Origin of the sequence: Legionella sp. PATHC032 (genome assembly GCF_026191185.1) — a bacterium.
In the GTDB taxonomy this organism is placed as follows: Bacteria; Pseudomonadota; Gammaproteobacteria; order Legionellales; family Legionellaceae; genus Legionella.
This window is the reverse complement of sequence record NZ_JAPHOV010000001.1, coordinates 304,959-321,433: the sequence shown is the minus strand read 5'-3', so window position 1 is coordinate 321,433 and position 16,475 is coordinate 304,959. Positions and strand designations below refer to the sequence as shown.

The window sequence follows — 16,475 nt, the reverse complement described above, 5'->3', positions numbered from 1 at the left end:
CAGGAGATTAGCTCTCCACGAGACACTCACAGTCTATTGGAAAACCCGGACTATTTAAAAATAGTTTGTCAATATCATCTAAGTCTCCTATTCTTAAACTATATGAGGAAATTAATCGAATAAGGATGGGCATTGAAATGCATTCGTTTGATTCAATCGCCGTTGAATTTGATTTAAAAAATCATAGTATGCAAAAAATTGCGATTGAGGATTTAAACATCGATTACCAGGATAAAGATAAAATTTATTGGGTACATAGCAATTTAAACCAAAAAAACATCTTTAAAAAATTGCAAGAGAAATTACGATTACCTGAAGAAGTGATTCAATTGTGTGGAGAAAAAGACAACAGATCCACAACCATAGAGATCGATGAAGCACTCACATTGCAAATTCAAGGCTTGTGTTCAATGAAGTTGAATGACAATTATGATGCTGATTTTGGCAATTTGATTATTCATCTCACACCCAATTATTGCTTTACCGCTTCTAAAACACTTTCTTCAGTTTTGTTTGACCTGTTAAAAAGCTGCCCAAAATCCTTACCCTATGCTAAAACATCTTGTTTTTTGTTATTTTTGCTTCTGGAAGGAGTAATTAATGATTATGCCAAGATTCATTTAGCTTATGAAGAATTGGCCGATCAATTGGACGCGCAAGTTCGTACCACCAATAAAAACACCTATTCGCAAGTTTTGGAATTAAAGCATGGCGTCATGAAAATTAAGCGTTATACCATAGCAATAAGAGAAATATTAATGCGTCTCACCAGCCGAAATATTTTAGTCATCTCAGAACAGTGTCGAACCTCCTTATATAATTTATCGAATCACTGCCATCTCATTGTCAATGAAATAGACTCTCTTCGCGATATATTAAATGGCTTATTAGGACAAATCGACAATCAGTTGATGCAAAACATGAATGAGACTATGAGAGTACTAACTGCCTTTGCGGCCATATTCTTACCTTTAAGTTTAATTACCGGAATTTATGGGATGAATTTCTATTGGATGCCGGAATTAGGTTGGAAATATGGCTATTTTGGGGCACTTGGATTAATCGTGCTGTGTGCTCTGATACTGTTTTTAATTTTCAGAAAAAAGAAGTGGTTTTAGGCCGCTTCATAAACTATCCGACACTAAAATTTTCCCCTACTCCTTTGACTACGCGCCATGCGCATTCAGCCCCATGATAGCTAAGCGCCTGAATATCCGGTTGCGCAGGACCATTAGCCGTGATAACAAACACACAGGCTTTTGATTGAAAACCCTGCTCTTCACTCACAGCCGTTAAAGTATACGCCAGGTTAAAATCTGCGTCTTTGCTGAATTTAAGACCATAGTTTAAAGGATTATTCTGAGTCAATCCTGTTTCAGTAATTTCCGCACACGAAGGATCAACAAATTGGCCATTCTGACTGATCATTTTTAAAGTGATTTTCCAGGAACCCGATTTCGATGTCACTTCATGCCAGGTATGAGCCCCACATCCTCCCATTTGCTCAAAAGCGTATGCAGAATTTAAAACCATCCCAATCATCGATGTTAAAAAAATCTTTTTCATCATTTTCCTTGTAAAAAAACGCCGAATCACTCGTCCTTCATGAATTATTGCAACTTGAAAGCATGGTGTAACTCCAGTAAATGAGAACAATAATACAAACGAGAATTATTTGCAATCACGCGGCTGATTCTCAAAATTAATCCCTGATAATCCCTAAAATCGGGGATTTGCTTACTGCGTTATTAACTGATAAAAATAATAAAACTATCATGGACATGGAAAGACCAGCATAATGACCAATACTATAGATTTTTATACAATTACTCCTCCAGCCAAAGCCCGTTGGCAAAGAACTCTAATCAATAAAATGACAGTGCAAACTTTGAGTAGAATATCCTTTTTTATCATGGCATTGACTATCATGATAACCCCGTTTAACTCCTCTTATGCAACCGATAACAAACTTAAACCGACGGTCATAACCGTCAGTGAGGAAGAATTCCAGGTCGATGGTACAGGAAAAAAAACCAAGGAATTTAAACTCACTTTTACCCACCCAGATGGCACAAAGGACAACAAGGGTTACTTTGCCAATAAAGGAGAGATGTTTCATGTTGTAGTTGAAAATAAAAGTGCATCACCAATAACGCTTCATTGGCATGGATTGATTGTCCCAAGTGATCAGGATGGAGTACCTGAGGTGAGTCAAATCCTGATTCAACCAGGGCAAAATAAATCATTTAACTACAGGTTATTGCAAGCCGGGACTTATTGGATGCACTCCCATCAAAAATTTCAAGAGCAAAAGCAACTTTCTGCCCCTTTAATTATTTATGATAATGATGACCCGTATAAAGGCTTACAAGAAACCGTCCTGTTTTTAGAGGATTTTACTTATAAAGATCCCCAGTTAATATTTGACCAGTTAAGAAATGCCAAAATGGACATGAAGAAAATGGATGCTGGTAACGATTTGAATGACGTGACCTACGATGCATTTCTCGCCAACAAAAAGACATTAGCCGCACCCAATGTTGTTTCAGTTCAACCCTTAAAAAAAGTAAGATTACGAATCATCAATGCGTCTTCCTCCACCAATTTTAAAATTGATACCGGGAAACTATCAGCCACTTTGATTGCTGTCGATGGTGAAAACATTGAGCCTATTGTGGATAATTCTTTTCCTATTGGCGTTGGTAATCGTATGGATTTGATTGTTGAGATTCCCTCTGAAGGTGGGGCATTCCCTATTAAAGCCCTGGCAGAAGGAACAAACAAACAAACCGGTTTAATTCTAAAAACGGCAAACACACCTAATCCGACACTATTGCCCAATACCAATAATAAAATGGGTCGTGTCAATTACTATGACTTGGAAAAAAAATTAAAAGGAAAAAACACCTTAATCAGTAAAAAAATAAATGTTCGTTTGCACTATGTGCTTGATGGTCAAATGAATGGTTATATTTGGACCATGAACAAGCAAAGCTGGCCAGATGTCACGCCAAAAGTAATCCATTTCGGTGATCGTGTTGAAATGATCTATGAAAATAAATCCTCTATGTCTCATCCCATGCATTTCCATGGACATGTCTTTCAAGTCACTGAAATTGATGGTCAACCATTGGATGGAGCTATGCGTGATACCCTGTTAGTGCAACCGCATTCGACAGTGAAAGTACAGTTCGATGCACTAAACCCCGGCATCTGGGCTAACCATTGCCATAATTTATATCATTTAAATGCAGGAATGTTTACAACATTTGAATATCAACATTATCCAAAGCCTGATTTTTATTTAAAAGCAATAGGGCAAAAAAAGCACTGATAAATCATTTATCTCTAACAGCCCAGACAGTTTCAGAAGGCACATGTGCAAGCATTTCTGCGCTCATCCAGACTGGCAGCTGATTGAATAAAACATTATCAGATATATCTTTATTCTGTTATTTCTAAATCAAAAAATGCCGTACTTGTCCTGTCCCCATGAATTGGGATAGCTGTTCGCTCTAAAAACTGACTCATCTCAGTTGGTCTAAAAGTTAACCGACAGGATAAGCCCGGAGCCAATGAAATACATGCAGAGGCATTTTGATTAACCTGATTTTGCAATTCCTCTGGAAAATAAGCCCTGACATTCGTCAGCGTTCTACTCGAATTATTATGAATAATGACAAAACCCTCATTAGGAATCATGAGCTTTAGGGTCACCAGACAGTTTGCTATGGAATTTCCACAAGAGCTAAAAGTGGATTTAGATACAGCGCCAGACTCAATTGAAAAATCACCAGCCTTGTCCGAAGTTATTTGAGTTAGTGAATAAGTGTTTTCATATGTTAATAATCCAATACTGAGAACAATCATTATTTTCAATAAGTTCTTACGCATAAATCGTTCCTTTGCTCTTTGTTAATCCGATAATTGTATTTAAAAATTCACAAAAACATATATATCCTAGCCCCTTTTATAATACACTTTCTCCCTTATAAATTCTTATTTTATTTCAAACACGCCTAAATATTTATTTTTCAATTACAGGAGGTATACAGTGTTACATTTATTGCAGCCGGGGTGGACTTGTTGGTTCATATTATTTCTATCCTTAGGACTTTCAAGTTGTGCCAGTAGCCCAACCACAGTTCAACAGGCTGTTCAAAATGCCGTTAACCACTTAACCCCCGAGCAACTGGCAAGCTATAATTCAACGGCAGATCAAGTTAATCAATGGAACGCCAGCAGTGAGTTTAATATTTCTACAGGCGAGCTTTCTTTTTTAATAGTAGGTTGTGGAAATACTTAGAAACCATTTTATAACTAAATAATTAACCATTTTTTAAAGGAATATAATGAAACCCTGTATTTTTTTATCATTTCTTCTATTCTTTGCATCAACCTGTTTTTCCAAAACCGAGCCACTGGAAACTAAAAGCGTTTTAAAAAATACGCAAGAAATAGAGCAACTATTACGTCATTATTTAAAACCAAAAGCCGTATTGAATAGTTCTTACGATGAATTTAAATTCTCATCATATCAAGGAGCACTGTTTAATCTATACTCCGGACATACCAATTTTAACGGTGTTGGAGCAGAGAATCTACGCTTGGGCAATTTCTATTGGGGACTGAATCTTTATAACATTACAACTAATACTGATTCAAACTCAAGAATAACCAATGCACTGAGCCAAAATCATGGTTCTATAGAGGATAATGGGGTTTATTTTCATGTATTGAAACAAATAACCTCGTTAGTTTTTCTTGATGTATTCGCCAATTTTGGACGAGATCGCTTTAGGTTAATCAATACGGTCACAATTGACGGCAATACACCTTTAACCGGTTATGCAAAATATTACGGAAATGATAATACAGTTGGAATACGCACCTTTTTTGGGCAAACTTATAAATTGTTTTATTTGCAAGGAGACTTGACCTTTTTATACAGTAATTTCAATCAACCGGACTACATCCTGACATTCCCAGATCAACCTGTTGGTGTGCCTGCACTGACAACCAAAATTGGGACGTTGGTAGAGCATGTGCGGCTTTATTATCAAATCAATGAACATTTTTCACCCTTTTTAAATGGCGGTTTAATTCAATTGACTAGTCGATCTTTTAGCAGGCCTGTGCTTGGTCCTGACTTTGTTACCATAGCCCCACTTCCTCAATTGCTATTAGCAAAAAATGGTTACAGTTATGGTATTGGTTTTGATTATCTGTATAAATTAGTACGGATTACCCCGGTTTATGCACACTCAGTCCGTGGTAATAGTTTCAGAGATAACTATGTGGGGGTTAAATTGGAGTTAAAAGGAACGAGTTAATTGACTTAATAACGTCATTTGATAACTCCTAAAAATCAAATTTCATAGGCATATCGTATAGATGCATCACCCTTATTATAAGTAGTGTAAATTGAATTAAATACTTGAGATAAGGGAAATAAATTTTAATGAGTTTATCAGTTTATGACGCAGCAATTAATTGTTTTACTTTTTTAACGAAAGTTGGCCCAGGATCCGTTTTATCGGTTTGATAATTTGGATCCTTCTCTAACCACAAAGCCGTTCTCTTATACTGTAAATATTCATTATGGCCGATAACATATTTTATTTGCGGGTATTTTTCCTTGAGATAGCACACAAGAAAGGCATTTGCCTTGGCTTGTTCCTCAGTCAAATCGTCTTTACTATCAACACCGCCAATATTTTCAATACCAATCGCGTAATGATTCAAGCCAATCACATGTCTTGCCATCCATGTTTCTGGCATCAGTTGATAAATAGTTCCATCCCTGTCGACTAAAAAATGGCTTGATACATTTAAATCCCCGGGCAATTCATTTCGTCTTGGCGAACTGGTGGGTAAAGCGGGGGTATCAAATATGCGGAAAGTGGTATCGAAGCTTGGTATGCAAGTCCAATGCAATACTATCATTTTAGGCTCAATTTCTATCGACTCGGAATCAATGCCATAATGAGTAAACTGATATTCCCGGGTTAAGGCAATCCGTTTTTTGTCAAACTGTATGGGTTTTTGAATGATTGTTTGTGGATCATGGCAAGAAAAAGCATGCCCGCAGGCGCTAATGACCACAAATAATAGAGGTATAATAATTTTCATATTAGAGCAAAGTATATCATAAGAAATAACTTGTAAAAACAAAGAGGTAAATTTTGCTCTCCCTTAGCTATCAAGCCCATACGTCACTTTAAGACAGGAAAAATCAATCTTCCCAGGATTTTTCTTATTCATTTTCATGAACCAATAATAATAGTCCGCCTCCGATGATAAAAAAAGGAATAAGAACAGCCATACCCAAACGCTGACTCTCGGTTAGCGCAGTGATTATACTAACCAGTAAAGGCCCCAGAAAACTGGTTGCCTTGCCAGAAAAAGAGTAAAAACCATACATTCTTGTCATCTCTTCGGGTTTTGCCAAACGTGCCAAAAAAGTACGACTGGCAGCCTGGACAGGACCAACAAAAATACCAAACACAGGTGCACAAACCCAAAATAAGGTATTTGAGCGGATGGTTAACAGAAAACAAAAAGTTATTGTCAGGCACGCCAAGGTAATCAGAATAGTTTTTTTAGATCCAATCCAATCATCAAACCAGGCGAATAATCCCGCACCAAGGCCTGCAGTAATATTTAAAATGATCCCAAACACCATAATATCGCTAACACTCAAATGAAAATTGCCAGCCGCATAAATACCACCTAGTGCCAATATGGAGTTCAATCCATCGATATAAAAAATTCTGGCTATTAAAAATAAGAACAGATCACGTTGTTTAGGCAGAGTTTTTATTGTTAACCACAATTCTTGCAGACCTTTCCTAATCGCAGTACCCACTGTCAAATGCTCCCCTGTTTTTTGTTGCACCATTAAAAACAAAGGCAGGCTAAACAGACTAATCCATAAAGCCACAAATACAGTGACAGCTCGAATATTGGCAAAACTCTCTGTTCCAAACAACAATCCACCAAGATCACCTTTCACAAAAACAAATAAGGATATAATCAGACACAGCAATCCTCCCAGATAACCACAACCCCAAGCCCAACCAGAAATCCGGCCCAGATAGTTTGATGGAGCCAAATTAGCCAAAAAGGAATTATAAAACACAGACCCTACTTCCAGGGCAAAATTGCCAATCAGAATACAAGTTAAAACCAACGGAATAGAATGACTATCAGGATAGGCAAACCACAAACAAGCCGTTGAAATAACCCCCAAATAAGTAAAAACGAATAGCCAGGATTTATGATGCCCACTAAAATCAGCTATTGCGCCAACGATAGGGCTTACCAGGGCAATGAGCAAAGCAGAAAGCGAAATTGTATAACTCCACAATTCGGCTCCCAGTATAGAATTAGGGGCAATGTAACTTGTGAAATAGGTTGCAAAGACAAATGTAAATATCACTACAAAATAGGAAGAATTGGCAAAATCGTAGAATGCCCAGGCAATCACTTGCTTAATATCTAATTGTTTCAAATCCTTTTGGCTATTCATATTCTTTCCAGTCTCTGTTTAATATTCTTCACCCCCTCAACTCTCTATTTCTTACAGGCAGTGAGTATATGATGTTTTTTTAAGTTTCTTTCTTTAAAATAGGACTGATACAATAGATTAACTATAGGACTTAAGCAAAACTCCAAGGCCAAGGCAAATAATGTCTTTAACAAAGAGATTGGAGGTGCGTAAGTACCAAGCTACAAAAGGTAAGTCTAATCTATAATCCGGATTCTATTAATATTATGAGTTTTTTATGTCAGATGTATTGAACAATTACTATCTACAGACTATGGGAATTGAAGTCTGGGTGATGCGTGAGTCCACTCCTTCTTGTGAAAAGCATTTAGCAGCTTTAGCGGATGAAGTGGCATCCTGTGTACGTTGTTCTCTGCATAAAACACGCACCCAAACTGTTTTTTCTCGCGGGAATCCAAAAGCAAAACTGATGATTATTGGTGAAGCACCTGGTTTTTACGAGGATCAGAAAGGACAACCTTTTGTGGGAAAGGCTGGGCTTTTATTAAACAAGATGATACGTAGTATTGAAATGACAGAGAATGATATCTACATTGCCAATGTTTTGAAATGTCGCCCCCCTAATAATCGTGATCCAGCCCTTGAGGAAATTTCTCAATGCAGTTCATTCCTGACTCGTCAAATTCAACTCATTAAACCACACTTAATCCTTGCGTTAGGACGTTTCGCCGGACAATTCTTACTTGATAAACCACTGCCTCTGAAGCAGCTGCGTAATCATATTCACTACTATGACAATACTCCTTTTATCGTAAGCTATCACCCTGCCTATCTTTTGCGCAATCCCTCGGATAAAAAGAAAGCTTATATTGATTGGTTAGCTGTGAAAAATTTTCTGTTGGATTACAAGTAATAACTGCCTACTCAAGTTGCTGAGATGCAGAAATACTATTTAGCATGAGATTGACATAAGAAAACCTGGTAGAAAATGGCTGACTAATAGCTATTTTCTACCAGAAAATACGAGCCGCACTTTACATGGTATGCTGAACTGCTGACCTGGACTCTACTTCTTCCTCATTACCAAGTTTTTCAAGCTCCTTAAAATTAAAACGATGATTAAGGACATCAACTGCATTGGCGATACCTGGGATTGTAGAAGGAAGTGAGGTGATAGCCTTGAATAGGGCATCAAATCCCCTATAAGTATTTAATGCCATAGCAACAGCTTTAACAGATTCTGGGGCTTGTTTACACATTAAAGTGATCGCAGTCAGCGCATGAATCGAGATATCAATGACGTATTCGGATGGCTCAGCCTCAGGATTACTCCACAAGCTATACAATACCGCCAAGCCTGTAAGCCCGTTATAAATGACAGCGAAATTTCTTAAAGTGATGTATTGCTTATAATCGCTAAAAAAACCAAACATTGCTTATTCCTTAAAAAATAAATCTTATCTAAAGTGATTTAGTGACCTTTGCATCACTTTAGCCGCAAAAGCTTAGCACTATTTTATAGATTATGAAAATAATTTGATTTTAAGGCATCGCTTATCAATGCAGCTAAGATCATTCCTTGGCGATTAGCCAATATGAATCCGCATTGCAATACACTCTCTATCAATTTGATATCAAACTCACTGTCCTCACAGTTTAATGAGCCGCAGGTTATATCCAAGCCACTTTAGAATTTTTGGGAACAGGAATATGCCTGTCAGATTTTCTGACTCCTTCCATGATTTCAATGAGTATGAATATAAACATAGGCGCTAGCGCCTATACTTAACGGGTAATGAACCGGGTCATAATCTGTTATTTGAATTTGTACTGGCAGGCGTTGAGGCAATAAAAACCAGTTGCTTTCGCTATTACGTACAATTTGTATTTGCGTCGCCCGATGGGTTTCCAGACGGCTGGCAGCCCAGTTTCTGGAAAGAATCACTCCGTGATAAATTTTAGACCCAAAATACATTCTTGGGAAGATAGAGACTTTATCCCCTGGCTGAACTCTTCGTAAGTCCGTTTCGTTGAAATTGGCCTGGATAAACAAGGTATCGGTATCTGCTATGGCAAAGACTGGCTTTCTGATCTTGATGGGGGTTCCCAATGCGACAAACATATCCTGAACTGCCCCATTTTGTTTGGCGTACACTGTGGTTTCATCTAAATCGATTTTGGCATTTTTCATCACCGCAATTAAAGAATCAATTTTCTTTTTTTGCACAATGATTTGTTGCTGGTTGACCTCTAACTCTTTTTCCAATGCATGTAATTTGCTTAGTGCCGCATTTTTTTCTTTTAACATCGTATTGACAGTTAGCTTGGAAACCGCGTGATCGCGCAAGGCTGAATGATTATGTTCATAATCAAAGCGAAATTTTTCATAAAGTTCTTTTTGTGCTTGCAGCAGATATTTCGTTTTCTCAACTTGTTTATTGAATACCAATAATTGGGCTTTCGCCTCTTGAACATCGCTGACAGCCTTCTGGTAGGCCAGTTCGTAGGGATCTTTGAATACAGTAAATAATGGTTGTCCTTTTTTTACCTCTTGCTCATTCTTGACATAGATGTTGGTGATATAACCTTTTACATTAGCGGCAACTGGGCGGACATTCGCAACAACAAATGCATTGTTTGTAAAGGGAAATAAATACGAGTAATGATAAATCAGAATGAATAAAAACACACACAATAAAATAATTACAGGAAATCCAGCTCTGGGTTTGTCACTCATGTGTCTCTTTCATCCTCATTTCCATTTAACCCTTTCCATGATATTGGGATTAATCATTATCTCTCATTCAACCTGATATCATAAACATCATAAATTAATATTATTTTCTTAATTTCAGCATCAAGCAAAGCAATTTCTTTCTGCATATTATTGACAATGGCTTCTGTTGCTATTTTATTTTCAATATTGGGTGTTTCTATAACGATTTCTTCTTCTGGCTCTCCAACAGAAGCTTCTGTCCTTTCAGGCTCCTCATCCTGTTTCAGCAATTGTTGTTGCAGAGCCTGTAAATTACTCAGAAGCTTACCTAACTGATCACATACCCATGGATCTGATCGAATTTCCTCGGTGGATAAATAATAAATAAACACACTGAACAAACGAAACAGACGCCTGTAATGTTGCATGGCTGCAATGGAATGGGAAATGAAAAACGGAGCTTTCTTTGTTTCTATTTTGGCTTCGCCAATATAACGGTTATATAAAGTAAACCCATCGAGCATCTTGCGTTCATAATCTAAATACTCTGTCTGGATAGCAAGCAAAGACTGGGTTGGATTCAGGTAGCTTTCTAAAAGATTCGCCAGTTGAGTAATAAAGTTCAATTGAATCTCTAAAACTTTATCTCTTGCATATTGGGGATAAAAAAACCGGATCATGAACATGGAGCCAATGACGCCGATAATGACATTGAACACCCGCAATACAGCCGTATCTATGTCATTGTAATTCAACAATACAATAGTAAGCGTGACAGCCCCAATGGTACCAATGTATGTCTTATCTCCCCCCATGAAAAAATAGGCGTAAAGAAACAAACCAGGGACTAAAGCCATGATGTTGATCAACGGGTTATTAGCACAAAAATAAACAACTATCATTCCATAGATAGCACTTAAAACCGTACCTGCAAAGCGCAAAAAGCTTTTTGTCAGCACGCCACCAACAGTGGAATATTCATACATGACAAACCATATGGTCACTAAAGTCCATGCGCTTTCTGGTACCTGGTAATACCAGGTCATTAGAAAAAGAAAAATACACGTCAGGGATAATCGCAAGGTGCGGATTGTTTTTTGCTGATCAATGCCCATGGTAGCCTCCTCCTAAATCCTGGTATAAAGTGACCAGGGATAGCAGTTTTTCCAGCTTGTTCTGGTTTATCATCAGCTTAAATTCGTCTAACAGGATTTGGCATTTTATTAAATGTAAATAGTCATCAATTCCATGACGATAACGAACTTCTGTCAAATGGCATCGCTGTTTTTCATCACTTAAAGCCAATTTATTATTATTTAACTGTTGGCTATAAGCCGAATAGGCAGACAAGTCATTAGCAACATCGCGCAAAGCTTCACGGATAGTGGTAATGTATTTGATATAGATTGCCTTATATCGAGCTTTCCTTACATCAATCTGGGCAAATAGCGGCAAATCAATTATTGGACCATTTAAATAGGCTTGCCCTAATTTAATGGCGCCATCGACATTAGACCCCTCTCCCAGGAAGGCTCCTAAATTAATCCCTGGCAAAAGATTCGCTGTTATCGCGCCAACATCAGCATGCGCTGCTTTTAACAAGGCTTCTGCCTCATGAATATCAGGTCTCATACTGAGTACACTGGCCGGTAAATTTCCTGGTACCAATTGATTACTATCAATATTTTCAAAGAGAGCTTTAATCTCAACATCTCCAGGATTTTCATTAAATAAAAAATGCAAGGCATTTTTACTCACCACAATGTTATGTTGAACCACCTTAATTTGTGCCTTAATTCGTTGGATATGGCTTTTGATTTGAGTGATGTTGTCAAGCGAAATTAAACCTGAGCGGTATTGGCTTTGAGTTAGTTTGAGATAGGTTCGATAGTCCTCAAGCAGTTTATTGTATAAATGTAAAGCCTCATTCTGAGCAACCAAGGTAAAAAAGCTGGCTGAAGTCTGGGCTATCACGACCAGTCTGGCAGAATATTGTGCATAAATACTGGCTTCAAGCATGGCTTGGGCGCTTTTTTGTTGCTTATATTGCTGAAAAATATTAATGATATAGGCTGGATAGGCAATTGCCGTAGTCCCCGGATTACCCAAAACGGGAAACTGAGTGTAACCTGCAAGCCCTGTGAGATTAGGCAACCAATTTAATTGGACTTGCTGTAATTGACTTTGTGTGGATTCAATATTGGCCATAGCGAGGTGAATCTGGTGATTATTTTGTAATGCCTTTTGGATAAAGGCATTGAGTTCCTGGCTATTGAATTGTTCCCACCAATACAGGTCTGGTAAATAAGCGGTTTGCTTAGTTTGAATTGAATAGTTATGCGGCCATTTTTGCGGTACGTTGACAGATGGTTTCCTGTATTCTGGCCCGAGCAGGAAACAGCCATTATTCAACAGAACACATAACAAAATGAGCCATCTCTTCCTGAACAATAAAATTCCTGATCTTTGTTTTAAATAAAGAATATTGAGCTTTCCGCCTTGGAATTGTCAAGAGACAATCGTACAAAACCATGTATATAGGAGAAATTGATTAATATAGAAAATTAGAGGAAATTGCCCACTGGAAATTTTAATTTTTCTATTTTTAAAAAGTGAATGAATCTAAAACTACATTACCAGACAAAAGGACTCTTTCTCTGGAGGCCTCCAGCGCAAACGAGTAAACTCCTGTGCCAGATAGTCCTTGTTCAGAAGCTGTGATTTGATGTCTTCAGCAAAATCGGATTTCAAACGATAGCTATCCTTAATAAAAGCGATAATATCCTCTATATACGTCCGTGAATCCTTACAAGGCACTATCCCAAGATGAAGTGTTTTCTTTTCTTCATCAAAAACGAAAAGCTCTTCCCCTCTTCCATGATGAAGCTTCAGCTTCAGTATCCCTTCCATTGTATCTCGAACCTTTTTGTGGATATTCCACTCATTCCCGGAAAAAATAATGCTAATCCCAAGGATGTCACCACACTTATTAAAAGCAAATTGAATCGATTGCAAAGAGACCCAATGTCTTTGCAGCCCACTTGGCATTAAAATAAATGCACAACAATTATCAAATCTCCCCTCGGTATAATTACTGTACATTTTGAAATATAAAATCGGATCAGTATCCAGAGGTTTAAACATTTTGTTGTACATTGAGCACTCCATTCTCGCAGGTAGAAACAAATATTCACTCAATTAAAGAAAAATACAATCATTTTATGATAAATCGCTTCGCTTATAAGGATACCTAAGCAGAAACAATCAAATGATCTATATCGGTTACGGTATAATTCAATCTCTGCATTAATCGCTCTTTTATCACCGGCCACTCTGAGAAAAGAATACTAAATACAATAGTATCCGTTATCACCTGATTATGAAGAATCATATGTTGACGTAACACCCCTTCCTCCGTTGCGCCCAGCTTTTTGATAGCACGATAGAAATGAATATTGCGAGAATCAGTACCTATTTCTACTCGATTACCCCCCCCAAACATCAAAAGCCTGATGCAACATGAGTAATTTTGATTCCGGGTTTATCGCTGTTCCCCATACTGTAGGAATATACCAACTATAACCTAAAGCCAGTCGTTTGTTTTCCGGTTGAATATCGTAAAATGCAGTAGCCCCTTTAAGATTTCCTTCTTTTTTACAACGCACAGCATAAGTAATTTGGTTTCTCACGGACATTTTCTCAAGACAATCATCAAACCAGGGGTTAAATAAATTGTCCGTTGCTTTTTGCGGCATGTATTTCCAAATTTGTTCATGATTTGCTGCTTTTCGCAACTCCTCCCGATGCTGGCTGGTAATGGGTTCTAACTGAATATATTTGCCATTTAAAATCTTGAGGCCTTTTGTAAGAAACCTTAAATCTGTCAGCATCATCAATCCTTATTTTGAAATGGTCTCAAGATACCTTTATACCATTAATTTGTTGGTAGATTTTATACCAAGAATACATAAAACCAGACCATACACCGGAACAAAAGCAATTAAACTAATCATGATTTTAAAAAAGACATCAACCATCGCAATTTCAGGCCAATTCTGACTTAAAAATCGATTGGAACAGTGATAAAACGCGATAGTAAAAAATAATACAGTATCTATGAAATTGCCTGCAACAGCCGATAGAGTTGGAGCCAGCCACCAGGCATGCCGATTTCTATAATGTTGGAAAACTGCCACGTCCAGCAATTGCCCAATAATGTACGCTATAAAACAAGCCAGAGCGATACGTAATGGCATGAGGTGCAACACCGATAGACTGTCCCCATTCAAATTATGGCCTGTCTCAATATAGCTCGCAACGAGATAGGAGAATATCAATCCAGGAACCATGCTCAGCATAATAATTTTCCGTGCTTTATTCGCTGTTGCTATCCGCGTTGTCAGATCAGTTAAAATAAAAATTGCCGGATAAGTGAACGCTCCCCAGGTTGTGTGAAAACCCATCATATCAAATGGATATTGAACCAGAACATTGCTCAGCGTTATTAGAAAGATATGACCAAGCGATAACATCCACACTGAGCTCTGTGTGATTTTACTTCGCTTCAGGGAAGCTTGCTCACTGAAAAAACCTTTTGCTTTCATGCTGACTATTATCACCTAATGTTTCGGTCTTTATTTTTGCATATGGAGTAGATAAAACACAAGAAAATAAATGGCTCACTTCTGAACTGGAGTAAAATAAACAAGACACATTGAGGAATAGCTGTTATAATAATGTTTTATATTCCTAGTATTTTTTCAAAAAAATACTTCAAGGTTACGACTTTTCTCCTCTAAATTAATGCCTCATTTTCCTCACAACATTAATGAGTGATTAACCTCAGAGCCCACAACCCAAATAGATATCAATAAGGAAAACAATGAGTTTTAAAAAATTAGCACTGATTGAGCCCCTACACAGGGCGGTTAGTGAATTAGGCTACACGAACCCTACCAGCATTCAATTAAAAGCTATACCGCTCATTTTAAATGGACATGATTTACTTGCTTCCGCTCAAACAGGAACAGGAAAAACAGCAAGTTTTGTTTTGCCTCTCTTGCAAAAAGCCAGTCAACAAAACCCAACTAGCCGTAATAAGGTTAAAGTACTCATTTTAACCCCCACAAGAGAATTAGCCATCCAGGTCCACGAGAGCATAATCCAATATGGCAAATATTTAACCTTGGGCTCAGCTGTGATTTATGGAGGAGTCAAAAGCCACAGCCAAATTAAACAATTAGGCTCAGGCCTTGAAATATTAGTTGCGACACCAGGAAGATTGCTAGATTTGTATCAGCAAAATGCTGTTAAGTTTGATGAGATTGATACCTTAGTACTGGATGAAGCGGATAGAATGCTAGACATGGGTTTTATTCATGATATTAAAAAAATTATCAAATTATTACCTTTAAAAAGGCAAAATTTGCTCTTTTCGGCAACCTTCACCCCTGAAGTACGTACTTTAGCCAGAGGCATACTGAATAAAGCGGTTGAAATTGATATTGCACCGAGAAATACCGCAGTAAAAACCATAAAACAAACTGTTTATCCAGTAGATAGAAATCATAAATTAGCCCTTCTCAGCCATTTAATTCATAAGAATAATTGGGGGCAAACTTTGGTTTTTTCACGAACCAAACATGGAGCTAATAAACTGGTTAAGCAACTGGCAGAATCCCAAATATATTCAGTCGCTATTCATGGGAACAAATCACAAGCTCAACGCACAAAAGCCTTGGCTGATTTCAAGTCAGGCAAAGTGCAAACATTAATTGCAACAGACATCGCAGCACGTGGCATAGACATCGAGAAACTTGCCTGTGTAGTGAATTTTGACCTGCCTAATGTGCCCGAAGATTACGTACATCGGATTGGGCGAACAGGACGGGCAGGCGCCTTTGGCTTGGCTGTATCTTTGGTCAGCACAGAAGAAACCAAGCTCTTGCTGTCTATAGAAAAATTAATCAATCAAAAACTGGAGCGCATTAAAATTAAGGATTTTGAATTCTTGCAAGGCTTTTCAGATTTAATCTCAGCCAAAATGCAAAAGTATGTACCGCCAAAATCAGGGTATCAGAATAATACAAGAAAAAAATCCGAGGCGGCTTTTAATAAAAGTGCTTAAATAATGAGTTTTTAATTTTTAAATGCCACTAAGATAAAAATAAATAGTTTATACTTGGCGTATATTAACGTATAAAAGATATTCTTGCATATCGCTTTACCAATTATACAATTATTGGCGCA

At 37.6% G+C, this 16,475-nt stretch carries 16 protein-coding genes and 1 pseudogene; 6 read left to right on the top strand and 11 right to left on the bottom strand.

The genetic code is table 11. The features are described from left to right. Positions 1-137 precede the first annotated feature (137 nt). Positions 138-1,118, top strand: a complete 981-nt coding sequence (locus OQJ02_RS01380) for a magnesium transporter CorA family protein (protein ID WP_265717563.1) — start codon at positions 138-140, stop codon at positions 1,116-1,118. Between the two features lie 13 nt (positions 1,119-1,131). Here the strand turns inward: OQJ02_RS01380 and OQJ02_RS01375 are convergent, their stop codons facing one another. Continuing rightward, on the bottom strand, positions 1,132-1,566 hold the full coding sequence (locus OQJ02_RS01375; RefSeq protein WP_265717562.1) for a hypothetical protein: 435 nt from the start codon (positions 1,564-1,566) through the stop codon (positions 1,132-1,134). 232 nt (positions 1,567-1,798) lie between these two features. Here OQJ02_RS01375 and OQJ02_RS01370 point away from each other — a divergent pair, with 232 nt between their 5' ends. Next, the gene (locus OQJ02_RS01370; RefSeq protein WP_265717561.1) at positions 1,799-3,334 is read left to right on the top strand and encodes a multicopper oxidase family protein; all 1,536 of its coding nucleotides are present in this window, start codon (positions 1,799-1,801) and stop codon (positions 3,332-3,334) included. Between the two features lie 110 nt (positions 3,335-3,444). Here the strand turns inward: OQJ02_RS01370 and OQJ02_RS01365 are convergent, their stop codons facing one another. Next, complete coding sequence (locus OQJ02_RS01365; protein WP_265717560.1) at positions 3,445-3,894, bottom strand: hypothetical protein; 450 nt, start codon at positions 3,892-3,894, stop codon at positions 3,445-3,447. Positions 3,895-4,054: 160 nt separating this feature from the next. On the opposite strand from OQJ02_RS01365, the gene OQJ02_RS01360 reads away from it, so the two are divergent. After that, entirely contained in the window at positions 4,055-4,306 is a 252-nt protein-coding gene (locus OQJ02_RS01360) for a hypothetical protein (RefSeq protein WP_265717559.1), read from the top strand. Between the two features lie 46 nt (positions 4,307-4,352). Next, positions 4,353-5,333, top strand: a complete 981-nt coding sequence (locus OQJ02_RS01355; protein WP_265717558.1) for a hypothetical protein — start codon at positions 4,353-4,355, stop codon at positions 5,331-5,333. Positions 5,334-5,475: 142 nt separating this feature from the next. On the opposite strand, the gene OQJ02_RS01350 is transcribed toward OQJ02_RS01355, so the two are convergent. Next, positions 5,476-6,132, bottom strand: coding sequence for an N-acetylmuramoyl-L-alanine amidase (locus OQJ02_RS01350; RefSeq protein WP_265717557.1), 657 nt, complete (start codon positions 6,130-6,132; stop codon positions 5,476-5,478). A 124-nt stretch (positions 6,133-6,256) separates the two neighbouring features. Continuing rightward, positions 6,257-7,531: an MFS transporter gene (locus OQJ02_RS01345; RefSeq protein ID WP_265717556.1), complete on the bottom strand. Its 1,275-nt coding sequence runs from the start codon at positions 7,529-7,531 to the stop codon at positions 6,257-6,259. A 256-nt stretch (positions 7,532-7,787) separates the two neighbouring features. Here OQJ02_RS01345 and OQJ02_RS01340 point away from each other — a divergent pair, with 256 nt between their 5' ends. Continuing rightward, on the top strand, positions 7,788-8,423 hold the full coding sequence (locus tag OQJ02_RS01340; protein WP_265717555.1) for a uracil-DNA glycosylase: 636 nt from the start codon (positions 7,788-7,790) through the stop codon (positions 8,421-8,423). A 121-nt stretch (positions 8,424-8,544) separates the two neighbouring features. On the opposite strand, the gene OQJ02_RS01335 is transcribed toward OQJ02_RS01340, so the two are convergent. From OQJ02_RS01335 to OQJ02_RS01300, 7 genes and pseudogenes are all read right to left on the bottom strand, one after another. Continuing rightward, on the bottom strand, positions 8,545-8,943 hold the full coding sequence (locus tag OQJ02_RS01335; protein WP_265717554.1) for a lpg0260 family Dot/Icm T4SS effector: 399 nt from the start codon (positions 8,941-8,943) through the stop codon (positions 8,545-8,547). A 311-nt stretch (positions 8,944-9,254) separates the two neighbouring features. Further along, on the bottom strand, positions 9,255-10,247 hold the full coding sequence (locus tag OQJ02_RS01330) for an Lpg0257 family Dot/Icm type IV secretion system effector (protein ID WP_265717553.1): 993 nt from the start codon (positions 10,245-10,247) through the stop codon (positions 9,255-9,257). Between the two features lie 56 nt (positions 10,248-10,303). Beyond that, on the bottom strand, positions 10,304-11,341 hold the full coding sequence (locus OQJ02_RS01325) for an FUSC family protein (RefSeq protein WP_265717552.1): 1,038 nt from the start codon (positions 11,339-11,341) through the stop codon (positions 10,304-10,306). Continuing rightward, on the bottom strand, positions 11,331-12,677 hold the full coding sequence (locus OQJ02_RS01320) for an efflux transporter outer membrane subunit (RefSeq protein ID WP_265717551.1): 1,347 nt from the start codon (positions 12,675-12,677) through the stop codon (positions 11,331-11,333). The genes OQJ02_RS01325 and OQJ02_RS01320 overlap by 11 nt, the downstream gene beginning before the upstream one ends. 177 nt (positions 12,678-12,854) lie before the next feature. Then, a complete protein-coding gene (locus tag OQJ02_RS01315; protein WP_265717550.1) occupies positions 12,855-13,382 on the bottom strand; it encodes a hypothetical protein in 528 nt (175 codons plus the stop codon). A gap of 94 nt (positions 13,383-13,476) precedes the next feature. Then, positions 13,477-14,116: pseudogene (locus tag OQJ02_RS15440) on the bottom strand (GNAT family N-acetyltransferase). 36 nt (positions 14,117-14,152) lie between these two features. Further along, positions 14,153-14,830, bottom strand: a complete 678-nt coding sequence (locus tag OQJ02_RS01300; protein ID WP_265717547.1) for a 7-cyano-7-deazaguanine/7-aminomethyl-7-deazaguanine transporter — start codon at positions 14,828-14,830, stop codon at positions 14,153-14,155. A gap of 278 nt (positions 14,831-15,108) precedes the next feature. Between OQJ02_RS01300 and OQJ02_RS01295 the strand changes: the two genes are divergently transcribed. Continuing rightward, positions 15,109-16,353, top strand: a complete 1,245-nt coding sequence (locus OQJ02_RS01295) for a DEAD/DEAH box helicase (protein WP_265717546.1) — start codon at positions 15,109-15,111, stop codon at positions 16,351-16,353. Positions 16,354-16,475 lie beyond the last annotated feature (122 nt).